This window comes from Sphingomonas sp. BL-S-30, assembly GCF_055521475.1.
In genome coordinates, this window is the sequence record NZ_CM145481.1 from 1,838,326 (window position 1) to 1,860,957 (window position 22,632).

18 protein-coding genes are annotated in these 22,632 nt (G+C 66.7%); 11 read left to right on the top strand and 7 right to left on the bottom strand.

Annotated features, from left to right (window positions below; genetic code table 11):
- Positions 1 to 16: 16 nt before the first annotated feature.
- Positions 17 to 553, top strand: coding sequence for a YbjN domain-containing protein (locus tag ACZ1I5_RS08475; RefSeq protein WP_465173253.1), 537 nt, complete (start codon positions 17 to 19; stop codon positions 551 to 553).
- A gap of 245 nt (positions 554 to 798) precedes the next feature.
- Here ACZ1I5_RS08475 and moaB read toward each other — a convergent pair whose 3' ends face one another.
- From moaB to ACZ1I5_RS08490, 3 genes are read right to left on the bottom strand one after another with little or no spacing between them, the layout of a single operon-like run.
- Positions 799 to 1,326, bottom strand: coding sequence for a molybdenum cofactor biosynthesis protein B (gene moaB / locus ACZ1I5_RS08480; protein WP_465173254.1), 528 nt, complete (start codon positions 1,324 to 1,326; stop codon positions 799 to 801).
- The gene (locus ACZ1I5_RS08485; protein ID WP_465173255.1) at positions 1,316 to 3,112 is read right to left on the bottom strand and encodes a lytic transglycosylase domain-containing protein; all 1,797 of its coding nucleotides are present in this window, start codon (positions 3,110 to 3,112) and stop codon (positions 1,316 to 1,318) included. The genes moaB and ACZ1I5_RS08485 overlap by 11 nt, the downstream gene beginning before the upstream one ends.
- Positions 3,109 to 3,849 (bottom strand): uracil-DNA glycosylase, encoded by a 741-nt coding sequence (locus tag ACZ1I5_RS08490; RefSeq protein WP_465173256.1) that lies wholly within the window; start codon positions 3,847 to 3,849, stop codon positions 3,109 to 3,111. Before ACZ1I5_RS08490 ends, ACZ1I5_RS08485 begins: the two co-directional genes overlap by 4 nt.
- A gap of 116 nt (positions 3,850 to 3,965) precedes the next feature.
- On the opposite strand from ACZ1I5_RS08490, the gene ACZ1I5_RS08495 reads away from it, so the two are divergent.
- From ACZ1I5_RS08495 to ACZ1I5_RS08525, 7 genes are all read left to right on the top strand, one after another.
- Positions 3,966 to 5,621: an electron transfer flavoprotein-ubiquinone oxidoreductase gene (locus ACZ1I5_RS08495; RefSeq protein ID WP_465173257.1), complete on the top strand. Its 1,656-nt coding sequence runs from the start codon at positions 3,966 to 3,968 to the stop codon at positions 5,619 to 5,621.
- Between the two features lie 115 nt (positions 5,622 to 5,736).
- Positions 5,737 to 7,218 (top strand): tetratricopeptide repeat protein, encoded by a 1,482-nt coding sequence (locus ACZ1I5_RS08500; RefSeq protein ID WP_465173258.1) that lies wholly within the window; start codon positions 5,737 to 5,739, stop codon positions 7,216 to 7,218.
- Positions 7,215 to 8,042: a 4-(cytidine 5'-diphospho)-2-C-methyl-D-erythritol kinase gene (locus ACZ1I5_RS08505; RefSeq protein WP_465173259.1), complete on the top strand. Its 828-nt coding sequence runs from the start codon at positions 7,215 to 7,217 to the stop codon at positions 8,040 to 8,042. Before ACZ1I5_RS08500 ends, ACZ1I5_RS08505 begins: the two co-directional genes overlap by 4 nt.
- Before the next feature lies 1 nt (position 8,043).
- Complete coding sequence (locus ACZ1I5_RS08510) at positions 8,044 to 8,778, top strand: N-formylglutamate amidohydrolase (protein WP_465173260.1); 735 nt, start codon at positions 8,044 to 8,046, stop codon at positions 8,776 to 8,778.
- A gap of 7 nt (positions 8,779 to 8,785) precedes the next feature.
- The gene (gene ilvD, locus ACZ1I5_RS08515) at positions 8,786 to 10,507 is read left to right on the top strand and encodes a dihydroxy-acid dehydratase (RefSeq protein WP_465173261.1); all 1,722 of its coding nucleotides are present in this window, start codon (positions 8,786 to 8,788) and stop codon (positions 10,505 to 10,507) included.
- Positions 10,508 to 10,552: 45 nt separating this feature from the next.
- Positions 10,553 to 11,944, top strand: a complete 1,392-nt coding sequence (locus ACZ1I5_RS08520; RefSeq protein WP_465173262.1) for an NAD(P)H-hydrate dehydratase — start codon at positions 10,553 to 10,555, stop codon at positions 11,942 to 11,944.
- Positions 11,941 to 13,125: a class I SAM-dependent RNA methyltransferase gene (locus ACZ1I5_RS08525; protein ID WP_465173263.1), complete on the top strand. Its 1,185-nt coding sequence runs from the start codon at positions 11,941 to 11,943 to the stop codon at positions 13,123 to 13,125. Before ACZ1I5_RS08520 ends, ACZ1I5_RS08525 begins: the two co-directional genes overlap by 4 nt.
- Here ACZ1I5_RS08525 and truA read toward each other — a convergent pair.
- Positions 13,122 to 13,862, bottom strand: a complete 741-nt coding sequence (gene truA / locus ACZ1I5_RS08530) for a tRNA pseudouridine(38-40) synthase TruA (RefSeq protein WP_465173264.1) — start codon at positions 13,860 to 13,862, stop codon at positions 13,122 to 13,124. The genes ACZ1I5_RS08525 and truA overlap by 4 nt on opposite strands.
- A complete protein-coding gene (gene fmt, locus ACZ1I5_RS08535; RefSeq protein WP_465173265.1) occupies positions 13,859 to 14,764 on the bottom strand; it encodes a methionyl-tRNA formyltransferase in 906 nt (301 codons plus the stop codon). Before fmt ends, truA begins: the two co-directional genes overlap by 4 nt.
- A gap of 53 nt (positions 14,765 to 14,817) precedes the next feature.
- Here fmt and recR point away from each other — a divergent pair, with 53 nt between their 5' ends.
- Positions 14,818 to 15,414 (top strand): recombination mediator RecR, encoded by a 597-nt coding sequence (gene recR / locus ACZ1I5_RS08540; RefSeq protein ID WP_465173266.1) that lies wholly within the window; start codon positions 14,818 to 14,820, stop codon positions 15,412 to 15,414.
- A gap of 31 nt (positions 15,415 to 15,445) precedes the next feature.
- A complete protein-coding gene (gene def / locus ACZ1I5_RS08545; RefSeq protein ID WP_465173267.1) occupies positions 15,446 to 15,976 on the top strand; it encodes a peptide deformylase in 531 nt (176 codons plus the stop codon).
- 21 nt (positions 15,977 to 15,997) lie between these two features.
- Here the strand turns inward: def and ACZ1I5_RS08550 are convergent, their stop codons facing one another.
- Positions 15,998 to 17,662, bottom strand: coding sequence for a formate--tetrahydrofolate ligase (locus tag ACZ1I5_RS08550; protein ID WP_465173928.1), 1,665 nt, complete (start codon positions 17,660 to 17,662; stop codon positions 15,998 to 16,000).
- 158 nt (positions 17,663 to 17,820) lie between these two features.
- On the opposite strand from ACZ1I5_RS08550, the gene ACZ1I5_RS08555 reads away from it, so the two are divergent.
- Positions 17,821 to 19,218 (top strand): DNA recombination protein RmuC, encoded by a 1,398-nt coding sequence (locus tag ACZ1I5_RS08555; protein ID WP_465173268.1) that lies wholly within the window; start codon positions 17,821 to 17,823, stop codon positions 19,216 to 19,218.
- 16 nt (positions 19,219 to 19,234) lie between these two features.
- Here ACZ1I5_RS08555 and ACZ1I5_RS08560 read toward each other — a convergent pair whose 3' ends face one another.
- Positions 19,235 to 22,540: a PAS domain S-box protein gene (locus ACZ1I5_RS08560; protein WP_465173269.1), complete on the bottom strand. Its 3,306-nt coding sequence runs from the start codon at positions 22,538 to 22,540 to the stop codon at positions 19,235 to 19,237.
- Between the last annotated feature and the right edge of the window lie 92 nt (positions 22,541 to 22,632).

Here is a 22,632-nt window from a genome sequence, read left to right on the forward strand (position 1 = left end):
ATCATATGGTCAGGTCATGCCGCTCGGGCTTTGGGGGAAAAGGGATATGCGGATTCGACTATTGGCGCTCGCGCTCGCGGCGGTGACGGCACCTTCGACGGCGATGGCCGCCGATCGGGTGGTCGATGTCAGCAGCGTGAAGGGCGTTGCCGCGCTTCTTCAGGAAGCGGGGTACAAGGCCGAGATCAAAAAGGGCGATGACGGCGACAGCTATATAACGAGCGGCGCCAACGGCAGTGGATTCCAGCTGAATTTTTACGGCTGCAAAAACGATACGGGGTGTAATTCCTTCGAATTCTACAGTTATTTCAAGAAAGAGCCCTTCTTCTCGGCCGACATGGCGAACGAGTGGAATGTGAAAAAGCGCTTCCTGAAGGTTGCCATCGACAGCGACGGGGACCTTGCCGAATATCTTTACGTCTCGGCCCTGGGCAACATGACATACGAGAATTTCAAGGATTATATCGACTGGTACGCCTCGATGGACTCCGAATTGAGCGGATTCATCAAGGAGAAGCGCGACGCTGCGGCTGGAAGCAAGCCTGGAACCTAGGTCTCATGCTGAGTCGCGGGGGAAAAGGGGTCAGAGTGAATTTACACCTATCCAGGTGACGAAACACGCTTCTTACGCAGGGCATCGATTCAACATTCGATCAGGCACGCGCATTGCCGCCAGTCTGCCAGATCCGGGTCAGCTCTTTCTAATCGTTGCAATCATCAATGCCGCTGGTCGCCCCACAATTTTCCATGATCCCACCGGCGATAACCGGGAAACTGCTCGCCGGACCGTGGCGAGGATCAGCGCTCCATCAGGCGCGGCATCAGCTCGACGAAGTTGCAGGGCCGGTGACGGCTGTCGAGCTGGTCCCTGAGGATGCCGTCCCATCCATCCTTCACCGCGCCGGTCGATCCGGGCAGCGCGAAGATATAGGTGCCGCGCGTCACGCAGGCGCAGGCGCGCGACTGGACGGTCGAGGTGCCGATCGTCTGGTAGCTGAGCCAGCGGAACAGTTCGCCAAAGCCCGGAATCGGCTTGTCCTGGACTCGCTCGATCGCCTCGGGCGTCACGTCGCGCCCGGTCACGCCGGTGCCCCCGGTGGTGATGACGCAATCGACCTGCGGATCGTCGATCCAGGCGTGGAGACGGCTGACGATCGCGGCGACGTCGTCAGTGGCGATCGCGCGATCCGCCAGGACATGCCCCGCCGCGCTCAGCCGCGCGACCAGCGTGTCGCCCGATCGGTCGTCGGCCAGGGTCCGGCTGTCGGAGATGGTAAGCACCGCGATCCTGACCGGAAGGAACGCGGCGTTCTCGTCAATTGGCACTGGCGACCGAGGCGGGTACGGAGACGGAACTCAGCGCGTTGGGATTGGTCGCGCTGGAACTGAGGCGCACGGAGCTGGCGCCGGCCATGCCGGGAAAGCGCGGCCACAGGCCCTGCGACAGCGCCACACGGCTGGGCGACGCGGTCTTGCCGGTCTGTCCCTCATACATCCAGTAATTGCGCAGCACGGTGATGACATAGCCGCGCGTCTCCCAGAACGGGATCGATTCGATGTAGAGCAGCGGATCGCCGCCATCGCGCGCCTGGGCGTTCCACGCCTCGACCGGCAGCGGTCCGGCATTATAGGCGGCGATCACCTTGGGCAGCAGGCCCCCAGTGCAGGGCTGGTCGCGCAGCTGCTCGAGATAGCTCTGGCCGACCTCCATATTGGTGCCGGGGTTGCTCAGCGCCGAGCGATCGAAGGTGCGGCCCTGCTTGCGGGCGATGTCGGTCGCGGCGCCGGGGCGGACCTGCATCAGGCCGTAGGCGCCCGCCGAGCTGACCACATCGGTGCGGAAACGGGATTCCTGCAGCGTGTGGGCAAAGACCAGCGCCTTGTCGACGCGCCAGCCGCCATCGGGCGTCCAGTTCGGCGCGGGGAAGCGGGCCTCCACCGGCGGCGTGGCACCGACCGGGCCGTTATGCGAGAGCCAGACCAGGGTGGAAGGCAGGTTGAGCGCGCCCGTCAGCCGGACCAGGGCCGGAAATTCTGCGGCATCGCCGATTCTTGCCTGCTGGCGGATGACTTCGTCCGCCAGTGCATTTTCGCCGATCTCGGCCAGCGCGGCGGCAACGCGGATGTTCGGGCGACGCGCCAGGGTCTGCCAGTCATTGGCGAGCATGACATCGGCCGGGCGACCGGCCGGATCGCGGATGCCGAGCGTCTGCCGGGCGAGCAGGCCATAAAAGGTTTCGCGATATTGCGCGGCGTTCTTCAATCGGCCTTCGATCAGGTCGGGACGGCCACACTGCATGTCGGCGCGCGATGCCCAATAAAGGCCCGCCGCGCGCAGCTCGATATCATTGGCGCGCGCCGCGACCCGGGCGAAGCCCTGACCGGCGGCGACGCAGTCGCGCTGGCGCCAAGCGGCGAGTGCAGCGACCCATTCGCCCTGCACCGACCAGTCGCCGGTCCCCGCCGACGCCCTGGTCGCCATGGTGCGGGCGTTGTTGTCGTCGCCCGCCAGGAAATACATCCAGGCGACCTTTTGCTGCCACTCGGTCAGCGCGTCGGGAGACAGGCTGCTCATCGATTCGAGCAGCGCCTGGGCCGAAACGCCGTCATCGGCCTTCACGAAGGGCTGCATGCGGATGGCGAGCTCGGCCGCGACCATGTCGCTCTTGATGCTCTTGGCGCGCAGACGGGCAGGGGCACCGTCGATCCAGGTGAGCCTGCGCGCTTCGGGCAGGGGCGGAAGTCCGACGGCCCCGCGCGAACTCGCCAGCACGGCGATCTGCTGCGCCTGGGGAAGCTCCGGGGCCTCGCTCAGCAGCTTCACCAGCGGATCGAGATCGGCCTTGGGCGAGCCCTTGGCGGTAAGCAGCTCGGCGCGGGCGATGGCGTGAAGCGGGCCGGGCTTCATCGAATCGAGCTGGATCTGGGCGTCGAGCCATTTCTGGTCGCGAATGCTCTTGAACACGGCGCGGTAGCCGGCGCGCTGCTCGGCATCGAGCTGGTCGGGCACGGCACGAACAGCGATGGGACCGGTACGCTCCACATCGGCGGCGTGCACCACGCCGAGCGGCGCCAGCGCGATCGCGCAGGCCAGGATGAATTTTGCGGTCATTTTTCCAGATCCCTGGTCAGCATCTGCAAATCTTTCCAAGCTTCGGCCTTGGCGGCCGGTCGCTCGATCAGGAAGCGGGGATGAAAACTCGCCACCGCCTGCGGCGCAGCAGCGTCATCGCCGTGAAGGTCAACCCTGTGCACCGTGCCGCGCATCCCCATCATGTCAGCGCCGAGCAGCGCGCGGCTCGGCGCATTGCCGAGCAGCAAAAGCCGTTTGGGGCTCGCGAGCATGACATGATGGCGCGCGACGTCGTTCAGCCGCTCTTCGATTTCGGGGGCGATACGCCCGGCAACCGGTCGCGTCGCGCAGACCGGCACGAGATAGATCGAAGCCCGGTCCCGGCCGATCGCGGCGAGCATTCGGTCGAACAGGCGGCCGGCCGGGCCGCTCATCAATTGACCCGATTCGGCATCCTCGCGTTCGGGCACGTCGATCAGCACCATGATATCGGATGCGGAAGAGCCTTGCGCCGCGATCGGCTGGCCGGGCCAGCCGGCCTCCGGCGCGTCCGGCCCGATCCGCCAGGCCTCGAACGCGGCCAGCGTGCCGGGCATCGGCAGCGCGACCGCCGGTTCCGCTACGGCCTGCGCGTGCCGGACCGGCTTGGGCGCTTCGACTGGAGCCAGCCAGTCGCGCGGCGCCTCGTCGATCGACGCATCGACGCCGGCGTTGCGCCACCAATCCAGCGCGCTTGCTGCTGCCGTTCGCCAATCGATATTTTGGTCCGCCCCCATGATGTTCCTATAGAGTCGAGTGTTGACGACGCGGTCAATTCGCTGGCACCGCTGAATGGACAGGACGTTGCTGTGGCGCGACGAGAGCGCGCACTTCGTCCCTATTGGAGACGATAATGAGCGAACGCGAGTCCATGCCCTATGACGTCGTGATCGTCGGCGCCGGGCCTGCTGGCCTGTCCGCCGCGATCCGGCTGAAGCAGCTGGCGGCCGAAAAGGGCGGCGAAATCTCGGTCTGCGTGCTCGAAAAAGGCTCGGAGGTCGGCGCGCATATCCTGTCCGGCGCGGTGGTCGATCCCAAGGGGCTCGACGAACTGATCCCCGACTGGCGCGACAAGGGCTGTCCGCTGGCCGAGGTGCCGGTCACCGACAACCAGCACTGGATCCTGACGAAAAAGAAGAAGTTCGGCCTGCCGCATCTTCTCACCCCGCCTTTCATGCACAACAAGGGCACCTATACCGGGTCGCTCGGCAATCTGTGCCGCTGGCTGGCCGGCCAGGCGGAAGAACTCGGCGTCGAGATCTTTCCTGGCTTCGCCGCGGCCGAGGTGCTGTTCAATGAGGATGGGTCGGTCAAGGGCGTCGCGACCGGCGACATGGGCGTGGCGCGCGACGGCACGCACAAACCCGATTATACGCCAGGCCTCGAGCTCCACGCCAAGTACACCTTCCTCGGCGAGGGCGTGCGCGGGCATCTGAGCAAGGAACTGATCCGCACCTTCGACCTCGCGAAGGACGCGCAGCCGCAGGTCTATGGTCTCGGCATCAAGGAATTGTGGGACATCAAGCCGGAGCATCATGTTCCTGGCCGCGTGATCCACACCCAGGGCTGGCCGCTGTCGGACGGGACGAGCGGCGGCGGCTTCTTCTATCACCAGGCGAACGGACAGGTCGCGATCGGCTTCGTCACCTGGCTCAACTATACCAACCCCTATGTCTCGCCGTTCCAGGAGATGCAGCGCTGGAAGACTCATCCCGCGATCGCGGCGATGCTGGAGGGCGGCAAGCGCGTCTCCTATGGCGCACGCGCGATCAGCGACGGCGGGCTGCAATCGGTGCCGAAGCTGGTCTTCCCGGGCGGCGCGCTGATCGGGGATTCGGCCGGTTTCCTCAATGTGCCCCGCATCAAGGGCAGCCACACCGCGGTGAAGAGCGGCATCATGGCGGCGGACGCGGCCTATGACGCGATCCAGGCCGGGCGGACGAGCGACGAACTGACCGCCTATCCGGAGGCGTTCGAGCAGAGTTGGGTGAAGAAGGAGCTCTCGATCGTCCGCAACGTGGTGCCGCTGGTCAAGACCTTCGGCGATTTCCTAGGATCGGGCCTGTCGGGCATCACCATGTGGCTGGAGAATTTCGGCATCAAGATGCCGTTCACGCTCAAGCATCACCCGGACAACGAGAGCCTGTGGCGCAAGGACCAGGTCAAGAAGATCGACTATCCCAAGCCCGATGGCGTGCTGACCTTCGACCGGCTTTCCTCGGTGTTCCTGTCGAACACCAACCATGAGGAGGATCAGCCGGTCCATCTGACGCTCAAGGACCCGACCATCCCGGTCGCCTATGATCTGCCGATGTACGACGAGCCGGCGCAGCGTTATTGCCCCGCGGGCGTTTACGAGATCGTGGGCGAGGAAAGCGGCGATCCGAAGTTCGTGATCAACGCGCAGAATTGCGTCCACTGCAAGACGTGCGACATCAAGGACCCCACCCAGAACATCAACTGGGTGGTGCCGGAAGGCGGCGGAGGACCGAATTATCCGAACATGTGATCGACTGGGCCTGACGCTGCTGGCGCTGACCGTCGCGACGCCCGCCTGGGCTGACCGCGGTGCGGACGATCTGGCCGCTTATGCTCGCGCCCGGGCCGCCGATGGCGACGGCCGGGTGGAACAGGCCGCGGCGGGCTATGCCACTGCCCTGTCCGGCGCACCGGGCAACCTCGCCATCGCGCGCCGGGCTTATCGGGAGGCGATGGAGGCTGGCGACGATGCGCTGGCGGACCGCGCGATCGTGACCCTGGATGCGGCGCGCGCAGCACCGCCGGACGCAATCCTGTTCAGCTATGCCGGGGCGGTGCGCGCCGGGGACAAGGCGGCTGCCGCCTCGATCCTGACGCGGATCGGTGCCGGGCCGTTCGATTTCGTGGCGAACCTGCTCGGCGCCTGGGCGGCGTTCGACGCCGGCGGCGATCCCGTCGCCAAGCTCAGCGAAAGCAAGGCCAATGCGGTCGCGCGTCGCTACACAGCGGAAAACCGCGCGCTGCTGTTGATCGCGACCGGCAAGGTCGATGAAGGCGCCCTTGCCCTTCAGGCGCTGCTCGGCGCCGATCAGGGCAGCCTCGATCTGCGGATCAACGCCGCTGAGCTGTTCGCGGCCAAGGGCCGGGCCGATATCGCCAGGGCGCTGCTCACCGGCAGCGACAGCGCGGTGGTCGCGCTTCGCCGGACGATCGGGGATGGCGTGCCGCCGTCGAGCGCCTTCGGCGCCTCGCGGCTGTTCGCGCGGCTCGCCGCCGATCTGTCGGCGGGCGAACCGTCGCCGATCGTCACGGCGCTGGCACGCGCGTCGCTTCGGCTCGATCCGGCGAATGACCGGGCGCGTATCCTGCTCGCCCAGTCGCTGGCACGGGGCGGGGCGAGCGATCGGGCCCTGACCCTGCTCGAGCAGGTCGAGCCATCCAGTCCGTTTCATGAGGCGGCGCTGCAGGAGCGCGTGGCGGTACTGAGCGGCGCAGGCGAGGGCGCCGGCGCGCTGGCGGCGGCGACAACCCTGTCCAGTCGCAAGGATGCCACCAGCATGGACGCGGCGCGGGTCGGCGATCTCCTGACCAGCGCCGGGCGTTTCGACGACGCGGCACGCGCTTATTCGCTCGCGATCAAGCGCTCCGGAGACGCGCCGTCCTGGACTCTGTTCCTGCAACTCGGCGGCGCGCTGGATCAGGCCGGCCGCTGGCCCGAGGCGCGCAAGGCGCTCGAGCGCGCGGTCGACATGGCGCCTGACGAAGCGGTCGCGCTCAATTATCTGGGCTATGCGCGGCTCGAGCATGGCGAGGAGCCCGCTGCCTCGATCGCGCTGCTGGAAAAGGCGAATGCGCTCCAGCCGGGTGACGCATCGATCATCGATTCGCTCGCCTGGGCCTATTTCCGGCGCGGCGACACGCGCAAGGCGCTGCCCATGTTGGAACTGGCCGCGCGGGGGCAGCCGGCCAATGTGACGATCAACGAGCATCTCGGTGACGCCTATTGGTCGCTCGGGCGCCGTTACGAGGCGCGCTATGCGTGGCAGGCGGCCGCGATCGTCGCGGATGCCGAGGACGGGCCGCGGATCGCCGCCAAGATCGCCAACGGGCTTCGCGCAAAACCGTGATCGTCGAACAGGCTCCGGCCAAGATCAATCTGGCGCTGCACGTCCGCGCGCGACGCGACGACGGCTATCATGAGATCGAGACCCTGTTCGCCTTTCTCAAGGACGGCGACGAGGTTCGGCTTGCCGATGGACCTCCGTCCTTCGCCGTGGAAGGTCCCTTTGCCGGCGCGCTGGCGGGCGAAGGCGACAATCTCGTCACGCGCGCGGCCTATGCCTATGCCACGGCCCTTTCCGGTCCGGCCGACGGGGCATTCACCCTGGTGAAGCGCTTGCCGGTGGCATCCGGCATCGGCGGCGGATCGGCGGATGCGGCCGCGGCGCTGCGGGCACTGGCGCGGCGGGACGGCGTGGCGCTCGACGATCCGCGTCTGTTCGCCATCGCCGACCGGCTCGGGTCGGACGTGCCCGCCTGCCTGCTCGGCCGCAGCGCGCTGGGGCGGGGTAGGGGCGAACAGCTCGAGCCCGTGGACGGCCTGACCGGCATGCCGGTGCTGCTGGTCAATCCCGGAGTCGCGGTCTCGACCGGGCCAGTCTTTGCCGCCTGGGATGGGCGGGATCGCGGACCGATCGGCGAGGGGACCCTGCTTGGCCGCGCCTTGCTTGGCCGCAACGACCTCGAAGCACCCGCTCGCAGGATCGCGCCGGCGATCGGCAAGGCGTTGGCGTTGCTGCTCGACACCGACGGCACGCGGCTGGTGCGGATGTCCGGTTCGGGCGCCACTTGCTTTGCCCTGTACGACCGGCCCGAGGACCGCGCCACCGCGGCGCGCGCCATCCGCGCCATGCGGCCCGGCTGGTGGTGCCTCGAATCGACGCTCGCGTGATATGAGCGCGCCCATCGTCCGGCCCGGCCCATCCGGCGGCATCCTGCTGATCTGCGATCATGCCTCGAATGCGGTGCCGGCGGGCGTCGACCTCGGCATTGGTACCGCTCTGTTCGACAAGCATATCGCGATCGATATCGGGGCGGGGCCGTTGACCGAGGCGCTGGCCGCGCGGCTGGGGGCGCCTGCGATCCTCGCGACGGTCTCACGGCTGGTGATCGATCTCCATCGCCAGCCCGATCATCCGTCGTTGATCCCGGCCATGAGCGACGGCCATGCGATCCCGGGCAATATCGATGCGGACCGGTCGGATCGGATCGTGCGCTTCCACGCACCTTATCACCGCGCGCTGGCGGCGCTGATCAAGGCGCAACGGCCGACCTTGCTCGCCTCGATCCACAGCTTCACGCCCGAGCTGGAAAGCGGCGGGGCAGGGGCCCGGCCCTGGCATGCCGGCATCCTGTACAATCGTGATCGCCGCGCCGCCGACCTCGCCGTGGCGATGTTGCGGGCCGAAGGAATTGAGACTGGCGACAACGAGCCCTATTCCGGCCGGGTGCTCAACGCGACGCTCAACCGGCATGGCGAGGCCAATGGTATCGCGAGTCTCGCCATCGAAATCCGCAACGATCTGATCAGCAATGCGGCAGGTGTGGCGCACTGGACTGACATTCTCGGGCCTATTCTGATAAAAATCAGCAATAGTCTTGCGCGAAAGGCCCCTCTGGCGACATAGGCGCCGCATGACTCACCAGTTCGACAAATCCAAGCTCCCCAGCCGGCACGTCTCGGTCGGGCCCGAGCGCGCCCCGCACCGCAGCTATTATTATGCGATGGGCATATCCGAGGAGGATATCGCCAAGCCGTTCGTGGCGCTCGCCAGCGCCGGCAACGACAGCGCACCGTGCAACACCACGCTCGATGCGCAGGCCGATGCGGCACGTGCCGGCGTGATTCAGGGCGGCGGCATGCCGCGGCGCTTCAACACCATCACCGTCACCGACGGTATCGCGATGGGTCATCAGGGCATGAAGTCCTCGCTGGTCAGCCGCGAAGTGATCGCCGACTCGGTCGAGCTCAGCGTGCGTGGCCATTGCTACGACGCGCTGGTCGGCTTTGCCGGCTGCGACAAGTCGCTGCCGGGCATGATGATGGCGATGCTCCGCCTCAACGTGCCCAGCATCTTCGTCTATGGCGGGTCGATCCTGCCGGGCCGTTATCACGACCGTGACGTCACCGTGGTCGACGTGTTCGAGGCAGTCGGCCAGCACGCCGCCGGCAATTGCCCGCTCAAGGACCTGACCGAGCTGGAAAAGGTTGCGTGCCCGGGCCACGGTGCCTGTGGCGGCCAGTACACCGCCAACACCATGGCGTGCGTCGGCGAGGCGATCGGCCTGTCGCTGCCCAATTCGAACATGGTGCCGGCGCCCTACACGACGCGCGAGCAGATCGCCGTCGCGGCAGGCGCGCAGGTGATGGAACTGCTCGCCGCCAATATCCGCCCGCGCGACATCTGCACGCGCGAGGCGTTCATCAACGCGGCGCGCATCGTGGCGGCGACGGGGGGCTCGACCAACGGCGCGCTGCATCTGCCCGCCATGGCGAGCGAAGCAGGCATTGATTTCGACCTGTTCGACGTCGCGGAGATATTCAAATCAACGCCTTACATCGCCGACCTGAAGCCTGGCGGGAAGTATGTCGCCAAGGACATGTACGAGGCAGGCGGCGTTTACATGCTGATGAAGACGATGCTCGCCAATGGCCTGTTGTTCGGCGATTGCCTGACGGTCACCGGCAAGACGCTGGGAGAGAATATCGATCAGGTGACGTGGAACCCGGACCAGAAGGTCATCTACGATGTGAAGGCGCCGATCAGCCCGACTGGCGGCGTCGTCGGCCTGCGCGGCAGCCTCGCGCCCAATGGCGCGATCGTGAAGGTCGCCGGCATGCACCGGCTGCAATTCAGCGGTCCGGCGCGGGTGTTCGACTGCGAGGAGGACACCTTCGCCGCGGTCGAGGCGCGGGAGATCAACGAAGGCGAAGTCGTCGTCATCCGCTATGAAGGTCCCAAGGGCGGCCCCGGCATGCGCGAGATGTTGTCCACCACCGCTGCGCTGTACGGCCTCGGCATGGGCGAGAAGGTGGCGCTGATCACTGACGGGCGCTTCTCCGGCGCAACCCGCGGGTTCTGCATCGGCCATGTCGGACCCGAGGCGGCCGATGGCGGCCCGATCGCTCTGGTCGAGAATGGCGACATCATCAGCATCGACGCAGAAGCCGGTACGATCGACCTCGATGTGGCTGAGGATGTGCTCGCCGAGCGCCGCGCCAAATGGGTGCCGCGCACGCACGACTATCAATCCGGCGCGCTCTGGCGCTATGCGGCCACGGTCGGCCCTGCCTATAAGGGCGCGATCACGCATCCTGGAGCGAGCGCCGAAACCCATGTCTACGCGGATATCTAGCGGAGCGGTGCTTGGGGCCCTGCGCGGGCCGTCGAACCAGATGCCATGACGTCGCTTGCCGGCAAGCCCCTGCTGACGGCCGCGGACATGCGGGCTGCGGAGGAAGCGGCGATTGTCCATGGAGCCACGGTGCAGGGCCTGATGGATCGCGCCGGCCGCGAGGTCGCGGAGATGGTCCGGCGCTTGGGCTCGGGCAACGATGTGCTTGTCCTGTGCGGGCCGGGGAATAACGGCGGAGACGGCTATGTCGCCGCAGCCGCCCTGCATGAAGCCGGTGTGCCGGTCCGTGTCGCGGCCAGCGCTGAGCCCCGCACCGATGCCGCGAAACACGCCCGTGCGCGGTGGAACGGGGAGGTCGAGACGCTAGATAGGGCCGCGCCAGCGCCGATCCTCGTGGATGCGCTGTTCGGAACCGGCCTGTCTCGCGCGCTCGACGAGGCGATCGTCGCCGATCTTGTCCGATTGCGCAACCGGGCAAGGCTGGCGATCGCGGTTGACTTGCCGAGCGGCGTCGCGACCGATGACGGGGCCGTGCTGAACCGGATTCCGGCGTTCGACCTGACGCTGGCACTCGGTGCGGCCAAGCCTTCGCATCTGCTCTATCCCGCGGCGGGCCATTGCGGCACCGTTCGCGTCCTCGACATCGGCGTGCCGGTATCGAGCAACGCCGCAATCCTCGGCGAGCCGCGCCTGCCCGCGCCGGGACCGGACTCCCACAAATATACACGCGGCATGGTTGCCATCATCGGCGGGGAGATGCCGGGCGCGGCCGAACTCGCGGCTCTGGCGGCGATGCGGGCAGGGGCAGGCTATGTCCTGCTGCTGGCCGACGGCACTGCCGGAGACCCGCATGCGATCGTTCGCAGGCGGTTCGCGGCGGAGGCACTGAACGACACGCGCATCGGGGCGGTGGTGATCGGGGTCGGCTTGGGGAGGGGCGCGGTCGCCGGAACGCGGCTGGATCTGGCGCTGGCGTCGTCCCGCCCCCTCGTCATCGACGGGGACGCGCTCCACCTTCTCGACGAGCACCGCTTGGCAAGGCTTCGCGCCCATGCCGCCCCGGTCGTGCTGACACCCCATGCGGGCGAATTCGATGCGTTGTTCGGCAAGGATGACGGCAGCAAGATCGACCGTGCCCGCGCGGCGGCGGCGAGTATCGGTGCGATCATCGTCTTCAAGGGGGCCGACACCGTCATCGCTGCGCCCGACGGTCAGGTTCGGGTTGCCCAAGGCGCGAGCCGATGGCTTTCAACCGCCGGAACCGGCGACGTGCTGGCCGGCGCCATCGGTGCGATGCTGGCGGCGCGGCCCGGCTCGGCGATCGATGCGGCCGGAGCCGGCGTCTGGCTTCACGGCGCGGCTGCCGCAAGGCTGGGCGCCGCCTTTATCGCTGACGATCTGGCTGAGGCCCTCAGCGCCGCTCGGGCCACGTTGTGAGCGACACGATCGTCCGGGTCGCCGCGCGGGGCGACGGCATCACCGCCAATGGTCGGCATGCGGCGCTGGCGGCGCCCGGCGACATGTTGACGGCGGAGGGGCAGGTTGTCCCCGGCCCGCATCATCAGGTCCCGCCATGCCGCCATTTTCCGACCTGTGGCGGCTGCCAGCTCCAGCATCTCGACGATGAGAGCTATGCGCGCTTTATCGGCGATCGCATCGCCGGGGCGCTCGAGGCGCAGGGTCTGGCCGGCGATATCCGGCCCCCCGCACTGTCGCCGCCCCACACCCGGCGCCGCGCGGCGCTGCAGGCCGAGGCCAAGGCTGGGCGCATCCGGATCGGCTTCAGCGAAGGATCGAGCCATGCGCTGGTCGATCTCCAGGAGTGCTGGATACTGACGCCAACCTTGTTCGCGCTGGTGGCGCCCTTGCGCGGGCTGCTGGGGCGCTTTCTCAAGGCCAATCGGCGCGCCCGGCTGCATCTCACCGAAGCGGATCAGGGCATCGACCTGCTGATCGAGGGCATTGAGGCGGAAGGGCTGGAAGCGGCCGAGGCGATCACGGCGTTTTGCCAACGCCACGGCGTCGCCCGCCTGTCGATCGACAATGGCCTGGGCCCGGAAACGCGGTGGGAGCCAGAGCCGGTCACCATCACCTTGGCGGGCATCCCCGTGCCGATGCCGCACAACTCCTTCCTTCAGGCGACGCGGGAAGGGGAGGAATCGCTGGTCACCGCGGTGCGCGAGGCGATCGGGCGAGCGGGGACGGTGGCCGATCTCTTCTCCGGCCTCGGCACCTTCGCGCTGGCGTTGTCGGGCCGCGTCTATGCGGCGGAAGCGGCGCGTGACGCCATATTGTCGCTCAAGGGGGCGGGCGCTCGCACCGGGCGGCAGCTCTTTGCCGATCATCGCGACCTGTTTCGCCGGCCGCTGACGACGGCGGAGTGCGACCGGTTCGACGCGATCATACTCGATCCGCCCCGGGCAGGCGCGCGCGAGCAGGTGGTGCAACTGGCCGAGGCGAAGACGCCAGTCATTGCCTATGTTTCGTGCAATCCCAGCAGCTTCGCGCGCGACGCGGAGATATTGTGCAAGGGTGGATATACGCTGGAATGGATTCAGCCGGTTGGGCAGTTCCGCTGGTCGACGCATGTGGAACTGGCGGCGAAGTTCAGCCGCTAGGGATAGTCCGCCCGCAGGAAATATAGTCCATCGGGAGGCGCGTTGAGACCGAGTTGCGACCTGTCCCGCGCCTCAAGAGCTGCCTGCATGTCGTCGGGCGACCATTTTCCCTGTCCGACCAGCCCGAGGCAGCCAACCATCGACCGCACCTGATGATGCAGGAACGACCGGGCCGAAGCGAACACGCTGATCCGGTCATCGTCCGCCACCACGTCGAGCCGGTCGAGCGTCCGTAACGGGCTGTCCGCCTGGCAATGCGCCGAGCGGAAGGTGGTGAAGTCATGCCGGCCGACAAGGCGCGCGGCACCCTCTGCCATGGCGCCCGCATCGAGCGGTGTCGGAACGCGCCAGGCCAGTCCGTTCTCGAAGGTCAGCGGCGCGCGCCGAGTGACGATGCGATATTCATAATGACGCGCCAGGCAGGAAAAACGGGCATGCCAGTCGTCCGGTACGATCTCGCACGCCAGGACCGCGACCGGTGCCGGGCGCACGACGGCGTTCAGCGCTTCCATCAGCCGGAACGGCGTGATCGTTCGTTCGATATCGACATGCGCGCGCATGCCGGTCGCATGGACCCCGGCATCGGTACGCCCGGCGGCATGGACCGCTACGGCCTCGCCGGTGATCTGCAGCGCGGCCGCCTCGATTGCTTCCTGCACGCTCGGCCCGTGCGCCTGGCGCTGCCAGCCCATGAAAGGTCGGCCGTCATATTCCACGGTCAGCGCAAAGCGCGTCATGAGAGTTGGGTTCCGGGTGGTATCGTGAAACCGCGGAGCAGCTCCGATGACGTCATGACGCCGCGTCCCGCGCGTTGCAGCAGCGTCGGACGGATTGCGCCGTCGTTGCAGGCAATGGCCAGTCGCTCGTCGAGAACCCGACCCTCCGTGCCGCGATCGGGCAGCACATCGGCGGCAAGTACCCGGATTCGCTCCGCGCCGAGCTCGAAAAAGGCGCCTGGGACTGGGTTGAACGCCCGAACCTGCCGCTCGACGTCGGCCGCGCTCCGGGAGAAGTCGATCCGTGCCTCGGCCTTGTCGATCTTGGGGGCGTAAGTCACGCCCTGCTCGGGTTGCGGCACCGAAGGATAAGCGGTCAGGTTGCCGAGCACCTCGACCATCAACATTGCCCCCATCGCGCTCAGTTCGTCGGTCAGGGCGCCGGCGGTCTTGCCGTCAATCGGCGTCCTCCCCTCGAGCCGCACCGGCCCGGTATCGAGCCCGGCTTCCATCTGCATGATGCCGACACCGGTCTCGGCATCGCCGGCGAGGATCGCGCGCTGAATCGGCGCGGCACCGCGCCAGCGGGGCAGGAGCGAGGCATGGACGTTGAGGCAGCCCAGCGATGGCGCTTCGAGCACCGCGCGCGGCAGGATGAGGCCGTACGCCGCCACCACCGCCACATCTGCCCCGAACGACGCGAATTCGGCCTGGGCGTCAGGATCGCGGAGCGACACCGGCGTTCGCACGGCGATGCCGAGCGCCTCGGCACGCGCCTGGACGGGGGAGGGCGTCAGCGCCTTGCCGCGCCCGGCACGGCGCGGTGGCTGGCTGTACGCCGCGACGACGTCATGGCCTGCATCCACCAGCGCCTGAAGCACTGGCACCGAGAATTCGGGCGTTCCCATGAAGACGATCCGCATGGTTACGCTCTGGCCGCTTGGCAGAGGGGCACGCAACCCCCTATCTGTTCTCCATGGCATCTCCCGAGATCGAAGCCCTCACTCAAGCGCTGGCCCGGTTGCCCGGTCTCGGGCCGCGATCGGCGCGGCGCGCGGTGCTTCACCTGCTCAAGAAGCGCGAGGTCGCGCTCGGTCCATTGCTGTCTGCCCTCACCGCGGTTGAGGAAAGGCTCTCAACCTGTTCGATTTGCGGTAATATCGATACAATTGATCCCTGCGGGGTCTGCGCCGACCCGCGCCGCGATGCGCGGTCGCTCTGCGTCGTGGAGGAAGTGGCCGATCTCTGGGCACTCGACCGCTCGCGGCTGTTCCCGGGGCGGTTTCATGTTCTTGGCGGACGGCTGTCGGCGCTGGAAGGGGTTCGCCCGGAGGATCTGAGCATCGATTCGCTGGTCCGCCGTATCGAGGCCGGCGGCATCGACGAGGTCGTGCTGGCGATGAACGCCACCCTGGAGGGCCAGACCACGGCGCATTACATCGCCGAACGGATCGAGCGCTTCCCGATCCGCGTCACGCAGCTCGCGCACGGCCTGCCGGTCGGCGGCGAGCTGGACTATCTCGACGAGGGCACGCTGGCCCAGGCACTGCGGGCTCGTCGACCTGTCGCTTGACGGCGGGCCCGCGCTTTCCTAGCTCGCCTGCATGTCTGTTCTGGAAATCCTCGAAGTCCCGCATCCGGGCCTGCGCGCCGTCGCCAAGCCGGTCGACACGATCGACGACGCTGTCCGCACGATCGTCTCCGACATGTTCGACACCATGTATGACGCACGGGGCATCGGCCTTGCCGCGACTCAGGTCGGCATCGAGCAGCGCATCGTCGTGATCGACTTGCAGGAACCCGAAAGCGACGCGGAAGACGCCAAGCCCGTGCGCACGCCTCTGGTCTATATCAACCCGGAGCTGGTCTCGGTCAGCGAGGAGACGTCGATCTACAACGAAGGCTGCCTGTCGATCCCGGAGCAATATGCCGAGGTCGAGCGCCCGACGCGGTGCCGGGTGAAGTGGCTGGACCTCGATGGGGTCGTCCATGAGGATGATTTCGATGGGTTGCTCTCGACCTGCATCCAGCATGAGATCGACCATCTGAACGGCGTGCTGTTCATCGACCACATCTCGCGCCTGAAGCGCGACATGGTGCTGAAGAAGCTCGCCAAGGCCCGCAAGGCCGCCTGATCTTACTCGCCGGGCCTGTCGTTAGAACAGGCCCTCGATCTCCCCATCGACCCCGAACCGGATCGACTCGGCCGCCGGCACGCGTGGCAGGCCGGGCATCGTCATGATCTCCCCGCAAATCGCCACCACGAAGCCCGCGCCGGCCGCCAGGCGCACCTCGCGTACAGGTACGACATGGCCGGTCGGCGCCCCCAGCTTCGCCGGGTCGGTCGAGAAGCTGTACTGAGTCTTGGCCATGCACACCGGCAGATGGCCGAACCCGGCATCCTCCCAGCGCTTGAGCTGTGCGCGGACACTCGGATCGGCGATCGCTTCCTCGGCGCGGTAGATGCGCGTCGCGACGGTGTTGATCTTCTCGAACAGCGACAGATCGTCGTCATAGATCGGCGCGAATTGCGGCGTGGCATGGTCGCACAGATCGGCGACCCTGGTGGCCAATGCTTCCGCACCGGCACCGCCGTCGGCCCAGTGCGTGCACAGGACCGCCTCGGAGCCATGGCTGGCCGCGATATCGCGGATCACGTCGATCTCGGCCTCGGTGTCCGTCCCGAAAAAGTTGATCGCGACGACCGCCGGAACGCCGAACTGCCGCACATTCTCGATATGTCGCGCCAGGTTGACGCCGCCGCGTCGCACTGCCTCGACATCAGGTGTGGCGAGATCGGCCTTGGCCACGCCACCATTCATCTTCAGCGCCCGCACCGTCGCGACGATCACCGCGGCGGCGGGTTTCAGGCCCGATTGCCGGCATTTGATGTCGAAGAACTTCTCCGCGCCCAGATCGGCGCCAAAGCCGGCCTCGGTCACGACATAGTCGCCGAGCCCGAGTGCCGCGCGCGTCGCGATCACCGAGTTGCAGCCATGCGCGATATTGGCGAAGGGTCCGCCATGGACGAAGGCGGGATTGCCCTCCAGCGTTTGCACCAGATTGGGCTTGATCGCCTGGGCGAGCAGCACCGCCATCGCGCCGTCCGCCTTGAGGTCGCGCGCCGTCACCGGGCGCTTGTTGCGTGTATAGGCGACAACGATCCGGCCGAGCCGGTCCTCAAGGTCCTCCAACCCGCTCGCCAGGCACAGGATGGCCATCACTTCCGACGCGACGGTGATGTCGAAGCCGGATTCGCGCGGATACCCATTGGCCGGGCCGCCCAGGGACTGGGCGATGTCGCGCAGCGCCCGGTCGTTCATGTCGAGCACGCGACGCCACACGATGCGGCGAACGTCGATGTCGAGCGCATTGCCCCAATGGACATGGTTGTCGATCATCGCCGCGAGGAGGTTGTGCGCGCTGGTGATGGCGTGGAAATCGCCGGTGAAATGGAGGTTGATGTCCTCCATCGGCCCTACCTGAGCGTAGCCGCCGCCGGTCGCGCCGCCCTTGGTGCCGAAACAGGGGCCAAGCGATGGCTCGCGCAGGCACAGCACCGTCTTGCGGCCGATGCGGTTGAGGCCGTCGGCGAGGCCGACCGAAGTGGTCGACTTGCCTTCGCCGGCCGGCGTTGGGCTGATCGCGGTGACCAGGATCAGCTTGCCGACCTGTCCGGTTGCCGGAACGCGCGCCAGATCGATCTTCGCCTTGAAATGCCCATAGGGCTCGACCGCCTCGGGCGGGATGGCGAGCCGGGCGGCGATGTCGTTGATGGGTTTCAGGGTGGCGGCGCGCGAGATGGCGATGTCGGTCAGCATGGCGCGCAGTCGTAGCGAACGGCCGGCCGGCCGCAAGCTCGGCATGATCCTATTTTGCGACGACTCGGCCATGATCGGCGCGGCCAACCGAAACCCGCGGCACTTGTTAACGCGGCCCCGGGGCGGTAAGTTCGCGCTTCGTTCCGGAGGAGCAGAAGTTGGACCCGATTACCCTCGTCATTATCGTTTTTGCCATCCTGGGGGCGTTGGCCATCGGCTGGTGGCTGGGCAAGCGCGGCGTGGCCGAGATCCGGGCCGAACTCGACGCGCGTACCGAGGAGTTCAAGCGCGCGATCATCGACCTGGCGGGGGCGGAAGAACGGGCTCGCACGGCGGCGCAGCTTCGCGACCAGCTCGACATCACCCGCGAGGAGCGGGACGGTTTCCGTACCGAGAACGCCACGCTTCGCGCTCATGCCGAGGCGTTCGAGGCGCGGCTGGCTGAATTCAAGAACTCGCGCGAGGCGATGACCGGCCATTTCAACGAGACCGCCGCCAAGCTGCTCAACGACGCGCAGAGGCAGTTCCTCGAGCGCGCCGAGGCTCGCTTCAAGCAATCCGAAGAGACGGCCGGCCAGAACCTCAAATCGATGCTCCAGCCCGTCAGTGACCGCCTGCTGAAATATGAGGAAACCGTCACCAAGGTGGAGAATGAGCGCAAGGGCGCGTTCGACCAGCTCAAGGGCCAGCTAGAGGGCCTGCGCGTCGGGCAGGAGAAGGTCAGCAGCGAAGCGGCCAAGCTGGTCAACTCACTGCGCAACGCGCCGAAATCGCGCGGCCGCTGGGGTGAGCAGCAGCTCAAGAATGTGTTGGAAACTTGTGGGTTATCCGAACATACCGATTTCCAGACTGAAGTCAGCATTTCCGGCGGCGACGAGGGTGGGCGGCTTCGCCCGGATGCCATCATCAAGGTGCCGGGCGGGCGATCGCTGGTGATCGACGCCAAGGTCTCGCTCAACGCCTATCAGGACGCGTTCGGCTCGGTCGACGAGGCGCAGCGGACGATCGGCCTGGCGGCGCACGCCGCCTCGATGCGCGCGCACGTCAACGGCCTGGGCAACAAGGCCTATTGGAGCCAGTTCGCCGATGCGCCCGATTATGTGATCATGTTCGTGCCGGGCGAGCATTTCCTCTCCGCCGCGCTCGAACATGATCCGACCTTGTGGGATTTCGCTTTCGAGAAGCGCGTGCTGCTGGCCACACCGACCAACCTGATCGCGATCGCGCGCACTGTCTCCGCCGTGTGGCGGCAGGAACGACTCGCCAAGGAAGCGCGCCAGATCGGCGAACTGGGCAAGGAACTGTATGATCGGCTGGCCAAGGCAGCGGGCGATCTGCGCAAGGTGGGTGGCGGACTGACGTCAGCGGTGAACAACTACAATGTTTTCGTCAGCAGCTTCGAAAGCCGGACTCTGGTGACCGCCCGCAAGCTGCGCGACCTCAATATCGAGCCCGGCGCGCGTGAGATCGAAGGTGTCGAACCGGTCGAAGCACTGGCGCGCTATGGCGACACGCCGATCCTGATCGATGGTTCGCTGAACGAAGCCGCGGAGTAACCAATCGAGGCAGCATCTACCGGTCGAGCATCTCCCGCACCTTGTTGCCCAGCGCGACGACAGTGAAGGGCTTGGTGATCACTTCCATGCCCGGGTCGAGCAGGCCGTTTCCGACGGCCGCATTCTCGGCATAGCCGGTGATGAAGAGAATTTTCAGGTCCGGCCGCGTGATGCGCGCCGCGTCCGCGACCTGGCGGCCGTTCAACCCGCCGGGCAGCCCGACATCGGTGACCAGCAGGTCGATGCGCGCGGCGGACTGGATGATTTTCAGCCCCGCGGGCCCGTCCACGGCCTCCATGACGGCATAGCCGGCGTCCTCGAGGGTCTCGACCGCGAGCTGTCGCACGATCGCCTCGTCGTCGATCACCAGCACGGTTTCGCCATGACCCTGGTCTGCAAATTCCTGCTCGCCTTCGTCGCCTGCGCCGAGTTCCCCGGTGAAACGCGGGAAATACAGGCACATCGTCGTACCCTTGCCCGGCTCCGAGTAGATTCGCACCTGTCCGCCCGACTGGCGGACGAAGCCGTGGATCATCGACAGGCCGAGCCCCGTCCCCTGGCCGATCGGCTTGGTCGTGAAGAACGGGTCGAACGCCTTGGCCACGATATCCGGTGTCATGCCGGATCCGGTATCGGTCACGCACAGCGATACATATTGGCCGCGCGGCAATTCCCGATCACGCGCGGCGCGATCGTCGAGCCATTTGTTGGCGGTCTCGATCGTGATGCGCCCATGGCCCGCCATCGCGTCGCGCGCGTTGATCGCCAGATTGAGCAGCGCGTTCTCGAGCTGGGAGGTATCGACCCGGGTCAGCCATAGTCCGCCCGCGCCGACGACTTCCACGTCGACGCTGGGGCCGACGGTACGGCGGATCAGGTCCTCGAGACCGGCGATCAGGCGATTGACGTCAGTAGGCCGGGGGTCGAGAGTCTGGCGGCGGGAGAAAGCGAGGAGGCGCTGAGTCAGCGACGCGGCGCGACGGGTCGCGTCCTGTGCGCCACCGATATACCGTTCCAGTCCGGCCAACCGACCCTGGCCGATGCGCAACTCGAGCAGTTCGAGATTGCCGCCAATACCAGCGAGCAAATTGTTGAAATCATGGGCGATACCGCCGGTGAGCTGACCCACTGCCTCCATCTTCTGCGATTGGCGAAGGGCCTCCTGCGCCAGTTGCAGTTCGCGTTCGCGAGCCTTGTCCTCGCTCAGGTCGCGTCCAACGGCGATGAAATGGACGCCGTCCGGCTCCGGCGACACCGTCCAGCCGATCGGAATCCACTCGCCGTCGGCCGACAGGATGCGGTTCTCGAACCGGGTCGGCTGCCCCGTCCGGCCCATTTCCTCCAGCGCGCTGGTCACGGCCGGCACATTGTCGGGGTGGATGATATCGGCATAGGGGTTGGTCAGCAGCTCCTGCTCGGACCAGCCCAGTACCTTGGTCCAGGCGGGGTTCACCGCCACCATGCCGCCCTGATAGTCGGCACGTGCCAGCATGTCCTCCGACAGCGTCCATAACCGGTCGCGCTCGGCCTCGGCGGCTTTTTCCTCGGTGATGTCACGCCCGCTACAATAGACCATGCCGTCTTCGGGGATGCCGACCCAGGAAATCCAGCGATAGCCGCCGTCCTTGCAGCGATAGCGGTTGGGAAAGCGGATCGCCGGCTCGCCCTGCTGAGTCAGCTGGAAGCCGCCACGCGTGCGTTCGACATCGTCAGGATGAAGCATTTCGAAGATCGACATGCCTGCGACCTCCTCCTCGCTCCAGCCGAGCAGGCTCTTCCACGCCGGGTTCGACGTTTCGAAATAACCCTGTGAATTCAGTGCACCGAGAAGATCGGGACTGAGATGCCAGGTCATGCCGCGTGCCTGGGTACGCTCGATCACCTGACGTTCGAGATCGGCGTTGAGCGCGCGCAGGGCTTCTTCGCTGCGGACCTGATCGGTGACGTCATGACCCTCGGCGAAAATGCCGGTGATCGTCCCGTCGCCTTCGACGATCGGTTGGTAGACGAGATTGAGGAAACGTTTCTCCAGTGGACTGCCCGGCTCCCGCTGCAGGTCGACCGCCATGTTCTGCCCGACAAAAGGCTGGCCCGTACGATAGACCTGGTCGAGCAGGTCGAAGAAACCCTGGCCGCCGATCTCCGGCAGCGCCTCGCGCACCGGCATGTCGAGCACATGGCGGTGGCCGATCAGCTGGAGATAGGCTTCGTTCATGAACTCGAACACATGGTCGGGGCCACGCAGCACGCACATGAAGCCGGGCGCGCGCTGGAACAGGGCGCGAAGGCGGTCACGTTCGTGCGTGCGGGCCTCGACCTCCGAGGCAAGGCGTGCATTGACCTGCCGCAACGCCTCCGCCGCGGCCTCGCGGAGTCGGCCGGCTTCGGCAAGAGCGGCGGCACGACTACGCTCGCTTTCATAAGCCTCGGCACTGGCCAGCGCGGACGAGATCTGACCGGCGAGAAGGTCGAGATACCCGAGATAGTCGGCATCCGCGCGGCGATGTGGGTTGAGCCCGACTACCAGGGCGCCGACCGGAAACTCACTGCCGCTACGTTGTAACGGAAGCACCACTGCGTGCTCGGGCGGCTTGTTCCAGGCGCCGCGCGGGAGTGCCTCGCTGTCGGCCAGCGACACGATCGCCTGGCCCCCGGCAAGTGGCCAGGGCGAGATTTCGTCGAGCCGGATCCTGGTGGGGGCCGCGGCGTGCGGTGCGCCGAAGCCGGTCTGCTCGATCAACCGCGCGACGTCGTCCTCGAACAGATAGAGGAGCGTGAAGGGGAGATCGTGCGGGTTGCCGGCCAGGCGCGCACTGGTGGCGCTGGTTACCGCCGATATCGTGTCCATCCCGGTCAGGTCCGACGCAAGCGCCCGAAGCGTTTCGAGCCGGCGGGCGGTGATGATGCGATCGGTTTCCTCGACCACGGCGCACAGCAGGCCGCCCACGGCGCCGCTATCGTCGAAGATCGGGCTGTAGGAGAAGGTGTGATAGGTCTCCTCGCTATAACCGCTGCGTTCGAGCAACAGCAGCAGCGCCTGGCTCCAGGTGGCCTCGCCGGTTTCATAGACCGATTGGATCAACGGCCCGACATCCGACCATATTTCCGACCATAGAACCGAGGTCGGCGTCGCCAGGCCGCGCGGATGCTTCAGGCCGAGCGTGGGGCGATAAGCGTCATTATAAAGGAAGGCGACGTCGGGACCCCAGCCGATCCACATGTCGAACTTGCTGGTAAGCAGAATGCGGACGGCGACGCGCAACGCCTCGGGCCAGTGGGCGACCGGCCCGAGCGAGGTTTGCGACCAATCCTTGGCGCGCATCAGCGACGCCATTTCACTGGCGCCGATGAAGACGTCCGAACCCTAGTTCGACGGGAGGCCCATCAGGCGCGCCCGCGCCGGTTCAGCGGCCC

Excerpts from the sequence above, each read along its gene's own strand:
- truA (WP_465173264.1), bottom strand. The coding sequence starts at position 13,862 with ATGACGCGCTTTGCGCTGACCGTGGAATATGACGGCCGACCTTTCATG.
- ACZ1I5_RS08510 (WP_465173260.1), top strand. The coding sequence starts at position 8,044 with ATGAGCGCGCCCATCGTCCGGCCCGGCCCATCCGGCGGCATCCTGCTG.
- ilvD (WP_465173261.1), top strand. The coding sequence starts at position 8,786 with ATGACTCACCAGTTCGACAAATCCAAGCTCCCCAGCCGGCACGTCTCG.
- recR (WP_465173266.1), top strand. The coding sequence starts at position 14,818 with ATGGCATCTCCCGAGATCGAAGCCCTCACTCAAGCGCTGGCCCGGTTG.
- fmt (WP_465173265.1), bottom strand. The coding sequence starts at position 14,764 with ATGCGGATCGTCTTCATGGGAACGCCCGAATTCTCGGTGCCAGTGCTT.
- ACZ1I5_RS08475 (WP_465173253.1), top strand. The coding sequence starts at position 17 with ATGCCGCTCGGGCTTTGGGGGAAAAGGGATATGCGGATTCGACTATTG.
- ACZ1I5_RS08495 (WP_465173257.1), top strand. The coding sequence starts at position 3,966 with ATGAGCGAACGCGAGTCCATGCCCTATGACGTCGTGATCGTCGGCGCC.
- ACZ1I5_RS08490 (WP_465173256.1), bottom strand. The coding sequence starts at position 3,849 with ATGGGGGCGGACCAAAATATCGATTGGCGAACGGCAGCAGCAAGCGCG.
- def (WP_465173267.1), top strand. The coding sequence starts at position 15,446 with ATGTCTGTTCTGGAAATCCTCGAAGTCCCGCATCCGGGCCTGCGCGCC.
- ACZ1I5_RS08485 (WP_465173255.1), bottom strand. The coding sequence starts at position 3,112 with ATGACCGCAAAATTCATCCTGGCCTGCGCGATCGCGCTGGCGCCGCTC.
- ACZ1I5_RS08520 (WP_465173262.1), top strand. The coding sequence starts at position 10,553 with ATGACGTCGCTTGCCGGCAAGCCCCTGCTGACGGCCGCGGACATGCGG.
- ACZ1I5_RS08550 (WP_465173928.1), bottom strand. The coding sequence starts at position 17,662 with ATGCTGACCGACATCGCCATCTCGCGCGCCGCCACCCTGAAACCCATC.
- ACZ1I5_RS08560 (WP_465173269.1), bottom strand. The coding sequence starts at position 22,540 with ATGCGCGCCAAGGATTGGTCGCAAACCTCGCTCGGGCCGGTCGCCCAC.